This is a genomic window from Flavobacterium sp. Leaf82 (assembly GCF_001422725.1).
Classification (GTDB): domain Bacteria; phylum Bacteroidota; class Bacteroidia; order Flavobacteriales; family Flavobacteriaceae; genus Flavobacterium.
On record NZ_LMMA01000016.1, the window covers coordinates 1 to 19,220 of the forward strand.

17 protein-coding genes are annotated in these 19,220 nt (G+C 34.6%); 14 read left to right on the forward strand and 3 right to left on the reverse strand.

From position 1 onward, the window contains the following. Window positions 1-60: 60 nt before the first annotated feature. The 3 genes from ASF10_RS24335 to ASF10_RS11870 all read right to left on the reverse strand — a co-directional run bounded on the left by ASF10_RS24335 (window position 61) and on the right by ASF10_RS11870 (window position 4,316). Complete coding sequence (locus ASF10_RS24335; RefSeq protein WP_198529586.1) at window positions 61-1,380, reverse strand: hypothetical protein; 1,320 nt, start codon at window positions 1,378-1,380, stop codon at window positions 61-63. A gap of 236 nt (window positions 1,381-1,616) precedes the next feature. Further along, on the reverse strand, window positions 1,617-2,543 hold the full coding sequence (locus tag ASF10_RS11865; RefSeq protein WP_056249376.1) for a hypothetical protein: 927 nt from the start codon (window positions 2,541-2,543) through the stop codon (window positions 1,617-1,619). A 6-nt stretch (window positions 2,544-2,549) separates the two neighbouring features. Beyond that, window positions 2,550-4,316, reverse strand: a complete 1,767-nt coding sequence (locus tag ASF10_RS11870; RefSeq protein ID WP_056249377.1) for a type VI secretion system Vgr family protein — start codon at window positions 4,314-4,316, stop codon at window positions 2,550-2,552. A gap of 423 nt (window positions 4,317-4,739) precedes the next feature. Here ASF10_RS11870 and ASF10_RS11875 point away from each other — a divergent pair, with 423 nt between their 5' ends. From ASF10_RS11875 to ASF10_RS11940, 14 genes are all read left to right on the forward strand, one after another. Further along, a complete protein-coding gene (locus ASF10_RS11875; RefSeq protein WP_056249379.1) occupies window positions 4,740-5,948 on the forward strand; it encodes an anhydro-N-acetylmuramic acid kinase in 1,209 nt (402 codons plus the stop codon). Between the two features lie 394 nt (window positions 5,949-6,342). Continuing rightward, window positions 6,343-7,914: a glycoside hydrolase family 10 protein gene (locus ASF10_RS11880; protein ID WP_056249380.1), complete on the forward strand. Its 1,572-nt coding sequence runs from the start codon at window positions 6,343-6,345 to the stop codon at window positions 7,912-7,914. Next, on the forward strand, window positions 7,901-9,220 hold the full coding sequence (locus ASF10_RS11885) for an MFS transporter (protein WP_056249384.1): 1,320 nt from the start codon (window positions 7,901-7,903) through the stop codon (window positions 9,218-9,220). Before ASF10_RS11880 ends, ASF10_RS11885 begins: the two co-directional genes overlap by 14 nt. 21 nt (window positions 9,221-9,241) lie before the next feature. Beyond that, the gene (locus ASF10_RS11890) at window positions 9,242-9,583 is read left to right on the forward strand and encodes a hypothetical protein (RefSeq protein ID WP_056249386.1); all 342 of its coding nucleotides are present in this window, start codon (window positions 9,242-9,244) and stop codon (window positions 9,581-9,583) included. A 25-nt stretch (window positions 9,584-9,608) separates the two neighbouring features. Beyond that, window positions 9,609-10,058: a GNAT family N-acetyltransferase gene (locus ASF10_RS11895; protein WP_056249387.1), complete on the forward strand. Its 450-nt coding sequence runs from the start codon at window positions 9,609-9,611 to the stop codon at window positions 10,056-10,058. An 8-nt stretch (window positions 10,059-10,066) separates the two neighbouring features. Further along, window positions 10,067-11,674 carry a glycoside hydrolase family 3 protein gene (locus tag ASF10_RS11900; protein ID WP_395395587.1) on the forward strand — a complete coding sequence of 536 codons (1,608 nt, stop codon included), beginning with the start codon at window positions 10,067-10,069 and terminating at the stop codon, window positions 11,672-11,674. Between the two features lie 126 nt (window positions 11,675-11,800). After that, window positions 11,801-12,439: a peroxiredoxin gene (locus ASF10_RS11905; RefSeq protein ID WP_055098566.1), complete on the forward strand. Its 639-nt coding sequence runs from the start codon at window positions 11,801-11,803 to the stop codon at window positions 12,437-12,439. 173 nt (window positions 12,440-12,612) lie between these two features. Further along, entirely contained in the window at window positions 12,613-12,921 is a 309-nt protein-coding gene (locus tag ASF10_RS11910) for a thioredoxin family protein (RefSeq protein ID WP_007805605.1), read from the forward strand. Between the two features lie 107 nt (window positions 12,922-13,028). Beyond that, window positions 13,029-13,286, forward strand: coding sequence for a DUF6952 family protein (locus tag ASF10_RS11915; RefSeq protein ID WP_017495510.1), 258 nt, complete (start codon window positions 13,029-13,031; stop codon window positions 13,284-13,286). Window positions 13,287-13,704: 418 nt separating this feature from the next. Further along, window positions 13,705-14,202, forward strand: coding sequence for a thiol peroxidase (gene tpx / locus ASF10_RS11920; RefSeq protein ID WP_056249390.1), 498 nt, complete (start codon window positions 13,705-13,707; stop codon window positions 14,200-14,202). An 18-nt stretch (window positions 14,203-14,220) separates the two neighbouring features. After that, on the forward strand, window positions 14,221-14,595 hold the full coding sequence (locus ASF10_RS11925) for a diacylglycerol kinase family protein (protein WP_056249392.1): 375 nt from the start codon (window positions 14,221-14,223) through the stop codon (window positions 14,593-14,595). Between the two features lie 17 nt (window positions 14,596-14,612). Beyond that, entirely contained in the window at window positions 14,613-17,057 is a 2,445-nt protein-coding gene (locus ASF10_RS11930) for a DNA translocase FtsK (RefSeq protein ID WP_056249394.1), read from the forward strand. A 7-nt stretch (window positions 17,058-17,064) separates the two neighbouring features. Then, window positions 17,065-17,757 carry a LolA family protein gene (locus ASF10_RS11935; RefSeq protein ID WP_082472427.1) on the forward strand — a complete coding sequence of 231 codons (693 nt, stop codon included), beginning with the start codon at window positions 17,065-17,067 and terminating at the stop codon, window positions 17,755-17,757. A gap of 8 nt (window positions 17,758-17,765) precedes the next feature. Beyond that, entirely contained in the window at window positions 17,766-19,220 is a 1,455-nt protein-coding gene (locus ASF10_RS11940; RefSeq protein ID WP_056249398.1) for an LptF/LptG family permease, read from the forward strand.

Genomic DNA, 19,220 nt, shown 5'->3' on the forward strand with positions numbered 1-19,220 from the left:
CTTGGTGGTCAATTTGCTCCGGAATTAGGTGGTCAGTTTGCTCCGGAACGGGTGGTCAATTTAGTCCGGAATTAGGTGGTCAAATTGACCGGTTTTTCCATACAAACCATCTTCCTTATATATCCTCTTTGCATCCTTTATATCATGAGCTAAAGCTTCTCGTGGATTTTTTTCAAAATAAACTTTCTTTTCTGCAGCGGTCATATTGTTATTAAAAGTACTTGTTTTTCTATGTCTTCCTCCAGTTCCTGGCGAGGGTTGCTCCATATTCATAGATATACCATCATTATATTTAATTTTTGTATTCCTGTTTAAATATTCAGCAGATGGCATATGATGCGGCGTAATATTGTCTCCAATTTTTCCTTTTTTGATAAGTTCTTTGTACGTCCCTACATTTCCTTCTGTTTCTAATAACTTTTTGGTATCACCCTCAAACGCTTCAAAATTCCCTTTAGCTTTTCCGCCTTCAGGTTTAGCTAAATTAGTGGTTTTTTGAGTGCTTTTTTCGTTTATTAGCTCTTCTTTTACAGGCTTATTTGGGTTTTTAAATTTCAATAAGTATAATAGCAACATAGCATCAGAGGGTCTTATTTCTCCTGTTGTTGCTATTCTTTTAGAAATTTCATATTCAGGTATTGCGCCTTCAATAAAAGCGTCTTTAGATTCGGCAAGGGTTAAATTCTCTATTTTACCCATTGCCCAATTGTTCGTTACATTTTGTATACCAAAAACGGCTCGAATAGAACTGCCCAATGTTCCAAAACTTCCCACAATATTTACACCTACACTTGTTAAGGTAGGCGCACCAAGCTGTATAAGACCTTTTAATACTCCGGCTCCCATGCCAACCATCATACCAAATAAAGCACCTTCTACTATTTTAGCTCCTGTATTTATACTCCCCACCGCTATGGCCTGCCACCAGTTTTTGATATTTGGCGCGTGTGATATTTTATCACCAAAAAGCATACATTTCATTTCATGACCACTTGTTATGGCGGGTTTTCCCTTTACGATCATATCGTTTTTGCTGCCCAGCCAAACCCTTGCAAGTTTGGCAACTTGTCCGCAAATCAATCCTCCAAGAACGGCACCGGCTGCTGCACCTGCCGCACCGGCAAGGGCTCCAACAGCAATTAGTGCCGCACCACCTGTGGCCACAACTGCTACTGCAATAACTGCGGCGATAATTGCCATAATAAGCATAAGTTTATTACAGCCAAAATCGATATAACTGCTCGTGGCTGTATCTACTATTGTGATGTACTTTTTGCCGTCTTTGGTTTTGGTCGATTGCTGTACGGATTGCAATGGTGCAGGAACATTTCCTCCTGTGCACATCCAGAAGTCTTTTTCGGTAATGATCTTATTTCCCATCAGCTTATAAGTTTTTTTACCGTTTTGTGCCGGCAAGTGAGCATTTTAACTCGTTGGTTTATATACTGTATAACTATTGCCAGTTTACGGGTTGTGATTGGTGTATCTGGTTGAGCGCCTTTTTTTTGATAATGCCATTGAAACAAAAACAGTTGTGCTTTTTCTTGTTTTTCATGCGAAAGCCCCAAAGCTATAGTGATGTTTTTTAGTTCTATTTTATAATACATAGCAGTTCATTAATCTATTATTCGATAAGGCGTATCATTATAACTTTGATTTTGAATATTGTTCTCGTTGCTTTTATACGCATCGCTTTCTATTCTATAATTTATAGTCGCTTCTATAATGCCGGGCAAAGCAATTTCTGTGAGTTTTGTTTCGGCAAGGTGCAGTTTACCACTTTTAAAATTCGATCGATAACTTCCTTCTTCTGTTACCACAGGATCTAATTTTTTAATGTCTATATCCGGCAAGTGCCCATAAGCTTTTGTTTTCCAATCGGTTTGATGCGCTATGGCTTCTCCGCGATATTTTATTATGATATTTTCTAAATGCACAGTATCAAATTCAGGACGATGATTGAATTTAAAAAGCCACTCTGTATCTGCTGTTTGCAATACATTATTTTGACTAATCGTTTTTCTTGCAACAGGGAGCTTATTGCCGTAGATTTTACCAAAATAATGCTTGAAAAACTCATTGTTTTCGATCGCAATTTTTATTTTATCCGCACTCGAAAAAATTTCATCTTTTATAGTCAGCATCTGCAAAAGAGCGGGTTCCTGCTGTTTTATCTTAAGCAGTTGTGTTTTGGTTTCCTCCCATTTATTTTTGATATGTTCGAGATTTATTATCTTAATAACTTCTCCCTGTATATTGATAATGAGGTGTAACTCGCTATACATCCTGCTAAAAACCTGATTTAGTGTTATAATATCCTGCAGGTTTTCATTATTAGTATCTACCATGAGATGTTCCAGAGTAAGTAATTCTATCTCGGCATCTCCGTTTTCGGCAATTGCAATGACCCTTAATGCCCATCTTATCTTGGTTTTGGTCTGCATATCAAAATAGCTTGACTTAATATTGGTTTGACTGGTCAGGGTATAATTTTCTGTAAAAGGAATTCTAAAACGTACTGCTTCTTGTAGTAATTTGTTCATCGCTTTTTAATTTATAATTACATCTCCGCCTTCAAATTTTGTTTCTCCGTCTATATGATTTTTTGGAGACGATATCGCTACAGTATTATCTGCTATAAAATTGAAATTTTTGCCGTTTATCCTGATCGTGCCGTTCGCCAGTAATTCTAAAGAACTCACGCCTACGGTTACTTTAAAACTTTTCTCGCCTTTTAAAACTATAGTCCCGTCTTTATCCATTTTAAAATGGCTTTCGGCACCTTCTCCCACATTTACAACATTACTGTCTCCAGCCTGAGCAACTGTATTTCCGGAACCGTCGAAAGTAAGTGAGTTTCCTATAGCGTCATTGATCAAAACAGCGCCTTTGCCCATTGCATCATTTAGGGTAATATTGTTGCCTGTTTTTGATTTTAATGATTTACCGCTGTTTTTTTCGCCACCGCCACCGCCGCTTATTCCATGAAAAACACTTCCCATAACAAAAGGTCTGTTGGGATCTCCATATCTAAAATTCACCATGACCTGATCGCCCACTTCAGGAATAAATACCATTCCTCTGTTGTTGCTTACATTGTCGCTGCTGCCTGCGTCTGGGGTCATGACACGAAGCCAGCCGGTTCTCATTTGTGTGCTTTGCTGCCACAGCATCTGTACTCTGATTCTTCCTTTGTTTTTAGGGTCGCTATTGCTTTCTACAATGGCTTGCTGGGTTTGTGCAATAGGGTAATCAATGTCTGGCTCAGGCAAGCAAGGTACTTTTGATGGTATTGCCGTAAAGGTATTTTCATATTCTCCTAAATGTGTCGCACGATGATTTATCTCGGTAATGATATAAGAACCTACATCATGGTTGCTGGTAATAGAATTTTCTAAAACGCTGGATTGGATATTAACAATAGTTCCTATTTTTAATTTCGAATTTCTGGTGCTTGCTGTTACATAATTGGTTTTAGAAGCAGCACTTTCCTGTTTCTTTTTTAAGAAGGTCTCCAGTACTACGTCGTCTCCGGTACTTACGATACCATGCGAATATGCCGGTGTAGAAAAAACCTCCATTGATGCTGCAAATGCTTCGTTTCCTAATTTTGGTAAACCAGCCACATCATCTTTAGAATTAGCTGTATATCGTTTATCTACACTTTCATTATAAGTAAAGGCTTTAAATTTGTTGGGTACCGCCTCTACTGATATATCAAATTTTAAAATGTCTTTGTTGTAAATTAACGTTACAGGACTATCAAAAACTTTGGGTTTGCCAAAAATTAATTTTTCTCCGTTATAAAACAACCATTCATTAAACTGTTTTGCCAGACGCTGAATAAACTCAAAATCAGTTTCAAGATATTGATTTTGATATTCAATTTTGGTTTTATATTCCGGATTTATATCGTTTTGCAATCGCTCTCCTGCGGCATTTTTTATCACTTGTTTTACAATCTCGTCTAAGGTCGATTCTTCCCAGGAATATAATTTTTTGCCGGATTCTAATAATATGGTTTTAGAATAACCTGATACAACAATCTGATTACCTGAATGTCCCATTTCCTGCTTAAATTTGACATTGGTAATAACGCCTAAAAAGTTGTTTTGATCACTCAGCTTTATATGTACTACTTTGCCTAACCATGTCTGGGCATTTTCAAGAGTATGTGCCAAAGAACTTTCTACAGTTGCATGTGGAATATGAATTTCGAATTGGTGATGCGAATTAATTGCTTGTTTTAATGTAATCTCGGTAAAATGAGATATCTCTTTACCGTCTATTCCAAAAATTATTGCCTGTGGTTTCATAATTTATTTTTTTAAGATTTATTACTTCATCATCTTCTCAATTCAACTGTATTTGGATTCCCTTCAAATATTGATTAATTGAGCAGCCAAATAAAATTGCATTAGCACTTTTGATGTAATCATTTTGTGAATATTTCTGCCTTTTTGATTACAACGTTTTCGTAATAAAATTGTAGTAGTAAACTTAAAAATGTTAATTATCTTTAGAATCCTTTATAAGCCATAAGAATAATAGATTAGGGTTTATTATTTTTTAATACAGAGTAATTTCTATGTAAAAGATTATTTTTTCCTTCTTATTTTTATACGTTGAAACCTGCATTTAGTAAAACAGTAAAATCTCAGCATTTTCTATACATTTATATCCAAAATATTCTGATTTTAGCGTTATAAAATAAAACGTGTTCTTAAAACATTCTTTTAATGAATAAAAATATAAGCGCTCTCTATGAAATTGCTCAAAAAGAGACCCGAAAAATAATAGGTTTAATGTCCGGAACTTCGCTTGACGGACTTGATATTGCACTTTGTGAAATTTCTGGCGCGGGTGGAAATACTGATGTGAAAATTCTGGAGTTCGAAACCATCAATTATACGGAAGATATTAAAACCGAAATACGTAAGGTGTTTGCAAAAAAAACAATCGATTTTCAGCATCTGGCTTTGTTAAACGAATGGATTGGGATTTTGCATGCTGATATGGTCAACGATTGTCTGCAAAAATGGAATATTCCCGCAAACGAAGTCGACTTAATTGCTTCGCACGGGCAAACAGTTTTGCACGCTCCGAAGTTTTTGCATCAGCAGGAAAAATTTCCAAATGCGACTTTACAAATTGGCGATGGTGATCATATAGCGGTAAAAACCGGAATTATCACTTTGTCCGATTTCAGGCAAAAACACGTTGCGGCTGGTGGCGAAGGCGCTCCTGTGGCGGTTTATGGAGATTATTTGCTCTTTAGCAAAAAAGGCGAAAACCGCATTATGCTGAATATGGGCGGTATTGCAAATTTTACTTATTTGCCTGCCTCGCTAAATGCCAGCGAAGTTTTTGTAACAGATACCGGAACAGCAAATACTTTAATAGATATTTATACCAAACATTATTTTCCTGAAAAAAGTTACGATAAAGATGCCGAAATTTCTCAAAGCGGAACGGTAAACCAATCGCTTTTATCTGAATTAAAAGACAATGCTTTCTTCACGAAAAGTTTCCCCAAAACGATTGGTCAGGAACTGTTTAATTTTGATTTTGTACAAAATGCACTTTTAAAAACAGGTTTAGGCAATATTTCGGCACCAGATTTGTTAGCTACTTTAACACGTTTAAGCGCAGAAACGATTGCCGAAGCAATTGGGTTTGTGGTAAAAAATACCGAAATACCAATTGCAGCATTTACGGTTTATATGTCTGGCGGAGGCGCAAATAATCCGTTATTGGTGCGTTGGTTAAAGGAATTATTGCCTTGTGATTTTCAAAAAAGCGATGATCTCGGGATTGCTGGCGATGCTAAAGAAGCTATTTTATTTGCCATTTTAGCCAATGAAACGGTTGCAGGCGGAGATTACAATTTTGGTTCAAAAAAAGGAATTCCGTCTGTTACAATGGGTAAAATTTCTTTTCCTGATTAAAGGGTTTGCAACGAAGTCGCTAAAATACAAAGTTTTTTTGCTACAGATTATGAGATTAAAATGATTTTGTTTCACGCAGATTCCTATTAAAATAATCTGTACTAATCTTTTAATCTGTGACTTAAAATTTTCTCTCGCAGATTGAGCAGATTTTTTATCAAAAAAACATTGTGCCTTAGAGTCTTTGCAGCAAAAAAAATTGGGCAAATTCATGCAATTCGTGGCGAAAAAATTATGCACAACATATCATTACATTAATGTAAAAGTTATTTGGCAAGAAAAATGAAACCAATTATATGAAAACCAAATTAATACCGTTCAAATTATAATTTATTAATTATTTACTATACTCAGCTAAAAAAACTATTTTTGGTTTCTGTTAAAAAAGATTAAAATGCATAAAAATCAGCAAGTACTTTTCTCTATCCTATTTATATTTTTCTTTGGATTAATTTCTAATGCACAAGAAAAAAACCTATATCCTAAAAACGAATTTAGAGGTGTATGGATTGCAACCGTCGTAAATATTGACTGGCCCAAAACTGCCACTGACGGTGTAGAAAAAGAAAAAGCAGATTATCTTGAGATTCTTGAAGCCTATAAAAAACTAAATTACAACGCTGTGATTGTTCAGGTTAGAAGTGTTGGTGATGCCTTTTACCCATCAGAACTAGCGCCTTGGTCACGTTTTTTAACAGGCAAAGAAGGTCAGGCTCCAAACCCTTATTACGATGCATTGGCGTGGATGATTGAAGAAGCACATAAAAGAGGTTTTGAATTTCATGCATGGCTGAATCCATATCGTGCTACTTTTGATTTAAACAAAAATCTTTTAAGCCCAAATCACGATCTTTTTAAACATCCGGAATGGATGATCGAATATGGCGGAAAATATTATTATGATCCCGCTTTGCCTGAAGTTCAGGAACATTTAACCAAAGTTGTAAAAGAAGTTGTTGACAAATATGATATCGACGCGATTCATTTTGATGATTATTTTTATCCTTACACGGTTCCCGGAAAAGTATTTAATGATACCGCATCTTTTAGAAAATATGGTTCAGGTTTAACTCTTGCCGATTGGCGTCGCGCAAATGTGAGCAACTTTGTACACGCTATTTCGACAACTATAAAAGCAAGTAAACCGTGGGTTCAGTTCGGGATTAGTCCGTTTGGGGTTTGGCGTAACAAATCTGTTGATCCTAAAGGTTCTGAGACTCAATCGACTTCAAATTATGATGATTTATATGCAGATCCTGTTTTATGGATGGATCAAAAATGGATCGATTATATTATGCCTCAATTGTATTGGAGTATGAATAACCCAAGAGCTTCTTACTCGAAATTAGTAAAATGGTGGTCTGAGAACTCCAATAATACGGCTCTTTATATTGGTCACGCTTCTTATAAAATTAGAGGAGACAGCGATAAAAGCTGGAATTTTGCCAGTGAAATCCCAACGCAGATTGATTTTGCCAGAAGTTTTAAAAAAGTAGGCGGAAGTGCTTATTTTAGTGCAAAATGGTTCATAAATAAAAACTTTGATATTGTTCGTCTTTTAGAAGAAAATCAATATAAATATCCTGCGCTTCCACCATCTGTTCCTAATTTAAGAAGAATTGTAATTGATATTCCAAACGTAACAGAATATACAAGAGACAGCATCAGGTATACATTTACGATAAAATCGCCTTTAAACACAAAAGTACGTTATATGGTGGTTTACGGAGCAGAACACATCTCTAAAATAAACAATAACGACGCTACCCAAATAATAGACAAAATTAATATTCATGAAAATAACGGGGTAATTACATTTTCTATCCCGGCAGAAAAAATGAATGAGTATAAAGCTTGTGCTGTAACATTTATTGATTATTTTGCGAACGAAAGTACCCCAACTACGATCGACTTAAAAAATACATTTAAAACCTATTTACCTGCTCAGCCAAATGAAAACAGATAATAAACCCTGGTTCTGGATTCCGCTTCTTAATTTTGCATCCGGCTTGCCATATGCAGTAATTATCTCAGTTTCGGTGATTATGTACAAAAATCTCGGAATTTCAAATGAAGATATTGGAGTTTACACCAGTTTATTATACTTACCGTGGGTGATAAAACCGCTTTGGAGTCCGTTTATTGAATTACACGGAACTAAAAGAAAATGGTTTTTATCAATGCAATTGCTTATATCTGTCGCCTTTTTACTGGTTGGTTTTACAATTCCCGCCAGCGGATTTTTCATCATGACTCTGGCTATCTTCTGGGTTGCGGCTTTTGCATCTGCATCTAATGATATTGCCAGTGATGGTTTTTATTTATTGGTTTTACCAGAAAATCAGCAATCTTTCTTTCTGGGAATCAGAAGTACATTCTACAGACTTTCACTACTTGCCGGAAACGGATTAATTGTGCTTTTTGCCGGTTATCTGGAACACAAATACGGAGACAATACAAAAGCGTGGTCATACACGATGATTGCTGTTGGTTTATTAATGACTTTTATAACTCTTTATAATTTTATTTTTACGCCAAAAAATGAAATTAATACTGTCGAAGAGGATAAAAATGCACATCATCATCAAAATTTCGCTACCGTATTTGTAAGCTTCTTCAAGAAAAAACAAATTGGTCTGGTGTTGGCTTTTATTCTAGTTTTCAGACTTGGAGAATCTCAATTGCTTAAAATGTTAAGCCCCTTTTTATTGGATAAAAAAGAACTTGGCGGAATGGCCTTGGAAACAGAATCAGTTGGAATCATTTATGGAACTTTAGGCATTCTTGCCCTGACAATTGGCGGAATTCTGGGAGGTATCGCTATTTCTAAGCATGGTTTGACTAAATGGATGCTTCCAATGTTTTTAGCAATGCATTTGCCAATTCTTGGTTTTATAGGATTAGCACATTTTCAACCTGAAGAACTTTTTCATCTTCATATGAATTTTTATTTTTTCGAAATAAATTCTCCACTTAATCTTTATACCTGCATCACTGTAATCCTGGAGCAGTTTGGGTATGGATTTGGATTTACCGGTTTCATGATGTTTTTAATTCATGTTGCCGAGGGAGAATCAAAAACATCACATTATGCTCTTGCAACCGGATTTATGGCATTAGGAATGATGCTTCCGGGAATGTTAAGTGGTTTTATACAGCAATATTTAGGCTATCAAAACTTTTTTATATGGGTTTTCTTAGCGACAATTCCAGGATTGATTCTTTCGAGATTTTTAATTTTTCCAAAAGATTTCGGTAAAAAAACAGCATAATAGCAATACAATATAACGCCCATGGAAATCAATGAAAACATCCAGGTTGAACGAAACCTGAAAGCAATTGAATTTGAAAAAGCAGGAGAAATTGAAAAAGCAATTGCGTTATACGAAGAAAATATTACCGAAGGTTTTAAAGGAAATCATCCTTATGATCGTTTGGCAACTATCTACAAGAACCAACTTGATCTCGATAATGAGATTCGGGTTTTAGAAAAAGCCATTATCGTTTATGAAGAAATAACGATCGAAGACCGATTAGAAGGTTTGCCAAAACTTTTCCGTTTTAAAAACCGACTCGAAAAAGCCTTACACACCAAAACCCAGCTCGCCAAACAAAAGAAAAGCAAGCTTAAATAAAGAATAACTTTTAGCGCATTTTATCATGATTAGTTTAAAAAGAACCGACTCTGACGATATCGATTTTAAAAAACTGGTAGTTTTATTAGACCAGGATTTAAAAATCAGAGACGGAGAAGATCACCTATTTTATAATCAGTTCAATAAAACTGATAAAATAAAACATGTCATCGTTTTTTATGAAAATGATATTGCCGTAGGTTGTGGTGCTTTTAGAGAAAAAGAAAGTGATACAGTCGAAATTAAACGAATGTATGTACATCCCGATCATAGAAAAAAAGGAATTGCATCGCAGGTTTTAAAAGCTTTAGAACTCTGGGCAGCAGAAATAAAATATCCTTACACAGTTCTGGAAACAGGAAAAAAACAGCCGGAAGCAATTGCTTTGTATCAAAAATCAGGTTATTCGATAATCCCGAATTATCCTCCTTACGAAAAAATGGACAATAGTGTTTGCATGAAAAAGACTTTATAATAATGAAAATGACAGCTGAAACATTAAGACAAAAAGTGGGACAATTCTTTTTTCCCGCAGTATTCATAAACGATACCGAAGAGAATATTCAGGAAACCGAACGTTTGATCGCGGAATACAATATTGGCGGATTGACTTTTTTTCACAGTCGTGCCAGTGCAGCCACTAATTACGAAAGCAAGAAAAAAGTTGTTTTTAATGACGATAGCTATCAAAAAATAAAAGATCTGATTGTTCGATATCAAAAAGCCGCTTCTACTCCACTTTTAATCAGTATTGATGCAGAATGGGGTTTAGCAATGCGTATCGAAAAAACACCACAATATCCTTATGCCATTACGCTTGGTGCTTTGCCTGAAAGTAAATCGAATCTGGTTTATGAAGTTGGAAAACAAATTGGTTTAGATCTTAAAGCTGCCGGAATTCATTATAATTTATCGCCTTTGGCAGATATTAATAACAATCCTAATAATCCGGTTATTGGATATCGTTCTTTTGGTGAGAACAAAACGAAAGTTGCTGATTTTGCCGTTGAATATCTCAAAGGATTGTCTGAAGTTGGCGTTTTAGGCTGTCTGAAACACTTTCCCGGACACGGAAATACCAATGTCGATTCGCATTTAGGATTACCGGTTTTAAAGGAAACACTTGAAGAATTACTGGAAAATGAATTATATCCGTTCATTAAAGGAATCGAAAATAATGTCGATTCTATTATGATTGGACATCTTGCCGTTCCTAGTTTAAACGACGGAAAAAATACATCGGCTACTTTATCAAAACCTATTATCGAAACTCTTTTGCGTAAACAATTGGGTTATGACGGATTGGTAATTTCTGATGCTTTAAACATGCACAGCGTTTCTAAATTATACGAAACAAAAGGCGAACTGGAATGGGAAGCTTTCAATGCCGGAAACGATATTTTATGCTTTGCCGAAAATGTTCCCGAAGGAATTGAGGCAATTCTTAAAAATGCTTCACCGGAACGCATCGAAGAAAGTTTTAACCGAATCCTAAAAGCCAAACAAAAAGTTGGAATTCTGTCTGATACTAACTTTGCTTCAGGCGAATTAAATTTTGAACGCGCCTCAGAATTAAATCTTGAAATTGCCCAACATTCAATCACAAAAATCATTGATAACTCAAATACCAATTTGGCTTTTGAAGCGCAAAAAAGCAATCAGTTAGCAAAGTTGAGTTTGTATAAAAGTGTTGAGAATACTTTCTTTGAAACCATAAATTCAAAATTAGAATCTCCGGAATTTGCTTTCGAAGGGATAGAATCTTCGGATATTTCTACAATTAAAAAAGAATTAGAAAATTTTGAAACAATTCTGATTTCCTTATTTGTTCCAAAGGCAAAGCCAATGAATAATTTCGAAATTAATGATGAAGTTTTAGAGTTGCTTTCTGATCTTTTGCAAACTAAAAAATGTATTGTTTACGTTTTCGGAAATCCATACGTATTACCTATTATTCCTAATCTTAAAAAGGCTTCAGGACTAATTCAGGTATATCAGGATTTTAATGAATTTCAAAAAATAGCAGGAATCCAATTTTTAGAAAATATTCCTTGCTGTGGAATCCTTCCCGTAAACATTGACATCCAATAACTTACAATTAAACATAATCAAAAACTATCAACTTATAAATATTAATAATCACATCTTATTGTAAGAAGCCTTACTTATACCCTACTTTTGCACCAGAAATAAATTTTTAACGTAAAAACGAAAAATATGTCTTTAGTAGGAAAAAAATTCCCAAGTATTGCAGTAGATGCTATCTCAGAAATGGGTGACAACTTAAAAATCAACATTTTTGAAGAAGCAGTAAACAACAACAAAAAAGTATTATTGTTTTGGTACCCAAAAGATTTCACTTTTGTATGTCCAACTGAATTACACGCCTTTCAAGCTGCATTACCAGAATTTGAAAAAAGAAATACTATCGTTATCGGAGCTTCATGTGACACAAACGAAGTACACTTTGCCTGGTTAAACACTCCAAAAAACAACGGTGGAATTGAAGGTGTAACTTACCCAATCCTTGCGGATACAAACCGTAACTTATCTAACATTTTAGGAATTTTAGATATCGATTCTACAGAATACAGCGAAGAAACTGACTCAGTTATCATCGAAGGTTCAAACGTAACTTACAGAGCTACTTACCTTATTGACGAAACTGGAAAAATCTTCCACGAAAGCGTAAATGATATGCCATTAGGCCGTAACGTAAACGAATACTTGCGTATGGTTGATGCTTATACTCACATCCAGGAAAAAGGAGAAGTTTGTCCTGCAAACTGGGAAGCTGGTAAAGAAGCTATGTCTGCAGACAGAGTTAGTACTGCTGAATACTTAAGCGCAAACTAATTCCTTCTAAAGGTTCTAAGATACTAAGTTGCTAAGGCTCTAAGATTTTCTCTTAAAGCCTTAGTAAACTTAAAATCTTCGTGCCGAAAATTATTCAAAGAGACTGAGAAAAAGAAGCTAAAAAACTTAGCAGCTCAGAACCTCAGTAACTCAGAACCTAAAAAAATAAAAACATGTTAATCGACTTAAACGAAGATACGTTAGCAGATTTAGTTGCTAAAAATGAAAAAGTAGTAGTACAATATTCAGCTTCATGGTGTGGAAATTGCCGTATTATGAAACCAAAATTCAAAAAATTAGCAACAGAAAATGAAGCTATCACTTTTGTTTTGGTTGATGCAGAAAATTCTCCGGAATCAAGAAAATTAGCTAATGTAAGCAACTTGCCTACTTTCGCAACTTTCGTAAACGGACAATTAGTTGGAGAAACTCAAACCAACAAACAAGAAGTTTTAATCGACTTGGTAAACGCTATTGCTTAATGAGATTGGTTAGACTTACTTAGATTTTTAGACTTCATAGACGTCGTCTGAATTTTGAAAAAAGTCTAAGAAGTCTAAGAATGTCTAAAAATCTAAGAAATCTAATTATGAAATTACCCGTAATAAAGCAATTGACCCAATTTATCGAAGAAAACGATCAGGATTATATCATTGAAACGATCGAAGTTCTGGAAGCAATGACAGAAATTCCGTCTTTAAAAGATGAAGAATTAGATGTAATTGGCGAATTAATTTCAAATATGTACGGTGCGCTTGAAGTACACAAAATGGTAGTTCAGGGCACAGATAAAAAAGAAGCTTTAAATGCGTTCATGAAACGTGTTTTAGGTTCTATCGATAAATAATCGACCACTTTTCCTAAGAAGAAAAAACAAAAACATGACTTAAAAAACGCTTTCATTCCAAGAGAGCGTTTTTTTTTGTATTTAGTGTTTAGTAGCGGTTTTCAGTCTCAGTGTTCAGTGTTCAGCACAATCTTGTCATCCTGAGCGAAGTCGAAGGAACATTATAAACTCCGTACAGTAACTACACAATCCTTGTCGAGCTACTTGCGTTCCTTTGACTTCGCTCAGGAGGACAAAAATGAGAAAAAAATCCGTGTTAATCCGCAGGAATCCGTGTCATCCGCGTGCCATACAAACCCAAACCTTACATACCTTTCGATAATAAAATTCAAGTCTTAATCTATACTTAAACCCGTAACAAATACTTTTAGATTCAAATTTTAATCCTTACTTTTGAACCTCATTAAAAAAAAATATCATGGCTTCAATAACATTAGGAGGAAATCCTGTTCATACATCAGGTGAGTTACCAACAGTAGGATCACAACTTGCTGATTTTAAATTAGTACAAAACGATTTATCTGTTGCTTCATTAAGTAATTTCACAGGAAAAAAATTAGTTTTAAATATTTTTCCAAGTGTTGACACGGGAACTTGCGCAACTTCTGTTAGAAAATTCAACGAAAGTGCAAGCGGATTAGAGAACACAACAGTTTTATGTATCTCAAGAGATTTACCATTTGCTCAAAAACGTTTTTGTGGAGCTGAAGGATTAGAGAATGTTGTAAACTTATCTGATTTTCAAGATGGAGCTTTTGGAAAAACAAATGGTTTAGAAATCGTTGACGGACCTTTAGCAGGTTTACACTCAAGAGCTATTATTGTTGTTGACGAAAACGGAAAAATTACACATACTGAACAAGTGGCTGAAATTGCAAACGAACCAAATTACGAAGCAGCTTTAGCAGCACTATAATACAATAATACCATTTAAATGGAGTTTCAAAAAGATAATACTTTTGTTACAGGTCGATTAAAAAGTATGACATATGCTTTTAATGGGGCTGTAAAACTTATAAGAACAGAACACAGCATAATGGTTCAATTCTCTTTGGGGATTTTAATGACCATTGCTGGGTTCTATTTTCATATTTCACAAACCGAATGGCTTTGTCAAACCTTAGTCATTGGTTTAGTTTTAGCAATTGAAGGATTGAATACGGCAGTTGAAAAAATAGCTGATTTTATTCATCCGGATTACAGCAAACGTATCGGATTCATTAAAGATATTGCTGCAGGAGCGGTATTTTTTGCCGCAATGACAGCAATAGCAATAGGCTTGATTATTTATATCCCAAAATTTATTTAGGCAACAGGAACGCAAGAATGGCAAAATCAACAAAAAAAGAAACTGTAGACAAAAAAAATGCACCAAAAACTGAGATTCTCAAATCTTGGAGACCCAATAAACAACAACGTTTTGTTTTAGGTTGCCTTTTGGTACTATTTTCTATCGCATTATTAGTTGCATTTATTTCTTTTTATGTCAACGGACAATGGCAAACAGATCAAAGTGCGGTAAGCCAGCTTGGCGATCGCTCTGAAGTAGTGCAAAACTGGCTCGGAAAATTCGGTGCCTTTCTTGCTGATCTCATTGTATACAAAGGTTTCGGAATCGCTTCTTTTGTATTAGTACGATTGTTTTTTCTAACCGGAATGTTTTTTGCATTAGAACTTTCGACCAAGAAACTAAAAAGCATTTGGTTCTGGGATTTATTTGCCATTATTATTGTTTCTGTTTTATTTGGATTTTTTGCCACATCAGCACCAGAATTAGGTGGAACTATTGGATATGAACTTAATTTATTTCTTCAGGATTACATTGGAAAAACAGGTACTTTACTGACACTGCTTTTTGGATTAATCATTTACCTGATTTTTAAAATTAAATTATCTCCGGAGAAAATTCAATCCTATTTTGATTCTACTAAAAAAGAATTCAAATCTGAATTGGGCTCTCTAAAACCTCAGGTAGAAAGTGCTTATAACCTGGAAGAATTTGCTATCGAAGAAGATCCTGAATTAGATAACATTCATTTAAAATCTGATGTTACCCAATTCGAAATCAACAAAGAGGCTTTAAAACCAACTATAAATAATTCATCTGAAATCGATTTGAATCCGGTTGTAAAACCAGTTCAAATGGATATAAAACCAGCAACAGTTGCTCCCGTAGTTCACACAGAAGAATTTGTTATTGAAAAAGCTGAAGAAGAAGACATTATAGAAGAAAACCTGGCTTCTCGCCTTGTGGCTGATTTTGGATTATTTGATCCTACTTTAGATTTATCGAATTATAAATTTCCAACAATCGATTTATTAAAAGAGTATTCGACTGGAGGAATCACGATTAATCAAGAAGAATTAGAAGAAAATAAAAACAAAATTGTAGATACTCTTCGTAACTATAAAATAGAAATTGCACAGATTAAGGCAACTGTTGGTCCATCTGTAACTTTATATGAAATTGTACCCGAAGCCGGAATCAGAATCTCTAAAATTAAAAGTTTAGAAGATGATATTGCCTTGTCTTTATCTGCATTAGGAATACGTATTATTGCACCAATTCCAGGAAAAGGAACAATTGGTATTGAGGTTCCAAACAAGAATCCAACAATGGTTTCGATGAAAAGCGTTATTGGATCTGCTAAGTTTCAGGAAGCTGAAATGGAGCTGCCAATTGCATTAGGAAAAACAATTTCGAACGAAACATTCGTTGTCGACTTAGCTAAAATGCCTCACTTATTGATGGCCGGAGCTACAGGACAAGGAAAATCTGTTGGATTGAATGCTGTTTTAACTTCACTTTTATACAAAAAACATCCAGCCGAAGTAAAATTCGTTTTGGTCGATCCTAAAAAAGTAGAGCTAACTTTATTCAATAAAATAGAAAGACATTACTTAGCCAAACTTCCAGATACAGAAGACGCAATTATTACAGACAACGCAAAAGTGGTGAATACCTTAAACTCACTTTGTGTTGAAATGGATAATCGTTATTCATTATTAAAAGATGCAATGGTTCGTAATATAAAGGAATACAATGATAAATTTAAAGCCCGAAAACTAAATCCAGAAGCCGGACACCGCTTTTTACCTTATATTATATTAGTTGTAGATGAGTTCGCAGATTTGATTATGACGGCCGGTAAAGAAGTCGAAATTCCTATTGCTCGTTTAGCTCAGTTAGCGCGTGCTATTGGTATTCACTTAATTATCGCTACGCAAAGACCATCTGTTAACGTTATTACAGGTTTGATTAAAGCGAATTTCCCTGCCAGAATTGCTTTTAGGGTAACTTCTAAAATTGACTCGAGAACTATTCTTGATACACAAGGAGCTGATCAGTTAATTGGTCGTGGAGATTTATTATATACCAACGGAAATGATGTAGTTCGTGTACAATGTGCCTTCATTGATACTCCTGAGGTCGAAAAAATTACGGATTTTATTGGTTCGCAAAAAGCATATGCCACAGCTTATTTGCTTCCGGAGTTTGTTGGAGAAGAAACTGGCATTAATCTTGATATGGATATTTCTGAAAGAGATACCTTATTTAGAGAAGCTGCTGAGATTATTGTCAATGCACAACAAGGTTCAGCTTCATTATTGCAAAGAAAATTAAAATTGGGCTACAACAGAGCCGGTCGTTTGATCGATCAGCTGGAATCAGCAGGAATTGTTGGACCATTTGAAGGCAGTAAAGCAAGAAGTGTGAACATATCTGACTTAAGTGCTCTTGATCAATTTTTTAATAATGAACAAAATTAATCCAATCATGAAAACAAAAATTCAGGAAATCCAAAACAATTCTATTACTAAGATGACTAAAAAGTACTTTCAAATGGCAGCTATATTGCTTTTGAGCTTCACTTCTATTCAGGCTCAGGATAAAAAAGCCAAAGATTTATTGAACGAAGTTACTAGTAAAATAAAGAGCTACGACAATATTGTTATTGATTTTAAATATTCTTTGAATAATGCCAAAGAAAACATAAATCAGGACAGCAAAGGAAATGTAACCATGAAAGGCAATCAATATGTATTGAATTTTATGGGAGTTACTAAAATCTTCGACGGTCAAAAAACTTACACCATTAACCCTGAAGACGAAGAAGTTACAGTTTCTAAAGTAAACGAGAAAGATGACAATGCAATTACGCCGTCAAAAATGCTTACTTTCTTTAATTCCGGTTACAAATACAATATGGATATTGTACAAAATGTAAAAGGAAGAAAAATTCAATACATTAAATTAGCACCTACTAGCGCAAAAGATCAAAGAAAAGAAATTCTTTTAGGTATTGATGTTCAGACCAAACACATCTACAATTTAATCGAAACTGGTAAAAATGGAACAAAAACCACTTTAACCGTTAATTCTTTTAAAACCAATCAGCCTTTATCAAAAAATCAATTTACCTTTGTAGCGAGCAAATACCCAAAATACTACATCAACAAATTAGACTAATTACAAGGTTGAAAATTTTAGACAAATATTTACTAAAAACATTCTTGATTACATTTACTACGGTATTTGTAATCCTTTTTTTTATATTCATACTTCAAACCGTATGGCTTTTTATCTCTGAACTTGCAGGTAAAGACCTTGATTTGTTATTGGTTATAAAATTCCTTTTATTCTCAATGCCCCGAATAATTCCGTTGGTTTTACCATTGTCGGTTTTATTGGCTTCGATTATGACATTTGGAAATCTGGCTGAGAATTATGAATTCGCTGCCATGAAATCTTCCGGAATATCGCTTCAGAGAGCGATGCGGGTTTTGATCATATTTATTTTTGTTTTAAGTATTGTTGCGTTTTGGTTTGCCAATAATGTGATCCCTTATGCAGAATATAAGTTTATTAATTTTAGAAAAAACATCGCTCAGGCAAAACCCGCAATGGCAATCGCTGAAGGGCAATTTAATGATGTTGGCTTCTATAACATTAAAGTGAATAAAAAGTCAGGCGAAAACGGAAATATTTTAACCGGAGTTACTATTCATGAAAAACCTAATAACGTTGGCGAAAACAAAACGGTTATTAAGGCAAAAGACGGGGTATTAATGAGTAATGAAAAGTCCAGCATTTTGAAACTTGTTTTAAATGACGGATATTATTATCAGGACGTTACTCCAAAGAAATATGAAGATCGTGCAAAATTACCATTTGTAAAATCTTCTTTTAAAAAGCAAATCATCAATATTGACTTATCCGAATTAAACAAAACCGACGAGGACAAGGAAAATATAAATGGTACAAATGCAATGCTAAACGTTAGCGAATTACGCTATACGTTAGATTCTTTGAACAAAAATCTCGATAATGAGATTATCTCTTTTTCAGAAAATATAAATCAGCGTGTTGGAATTAGAAAATCTCCAGTCATTATAAAATCAGATAAAAAGAAAAAGGCACTTCCTGAAAATCTTTTATCTCTTTATACGAATAAGCAAAAATCAGATATCCTGAAAATGGCTACCGGAAATGTAACCAGTAACATTTATTCGATTGAAACTACTCAAAAAGATTTAAAAGATAAGCAACGTGAAATAAACAAACACTTAACTGCATTATACGAAAAATTCGTAATTGCTTTTGCGTGCTTTCTAATGTTTTTTATTGGTGCTCCATTAGGCGCCATTATTAGAAAAGGCGGACTTGGTTTGCCAATTGTCTTCGCTGTTTTAATTTTTATCACTTTCCACTTTATCAATACTTTTGGAAAAAGAGTTTCACAAGAAGGCGGTATGACTCCTTTTATGGGTTCATGGATGTCCTCTTTTATATTGTTGCCATTGGCTGTATTATTAACGTATCGTGCGACAAACGATAACGGATTAATCAACTTTGATGCAATTACAACTCCAATATCACAACTGTTTCAAAAAATTTCAGAGCGGTTTTTTCCTGCTCAAAATCAAAAATAA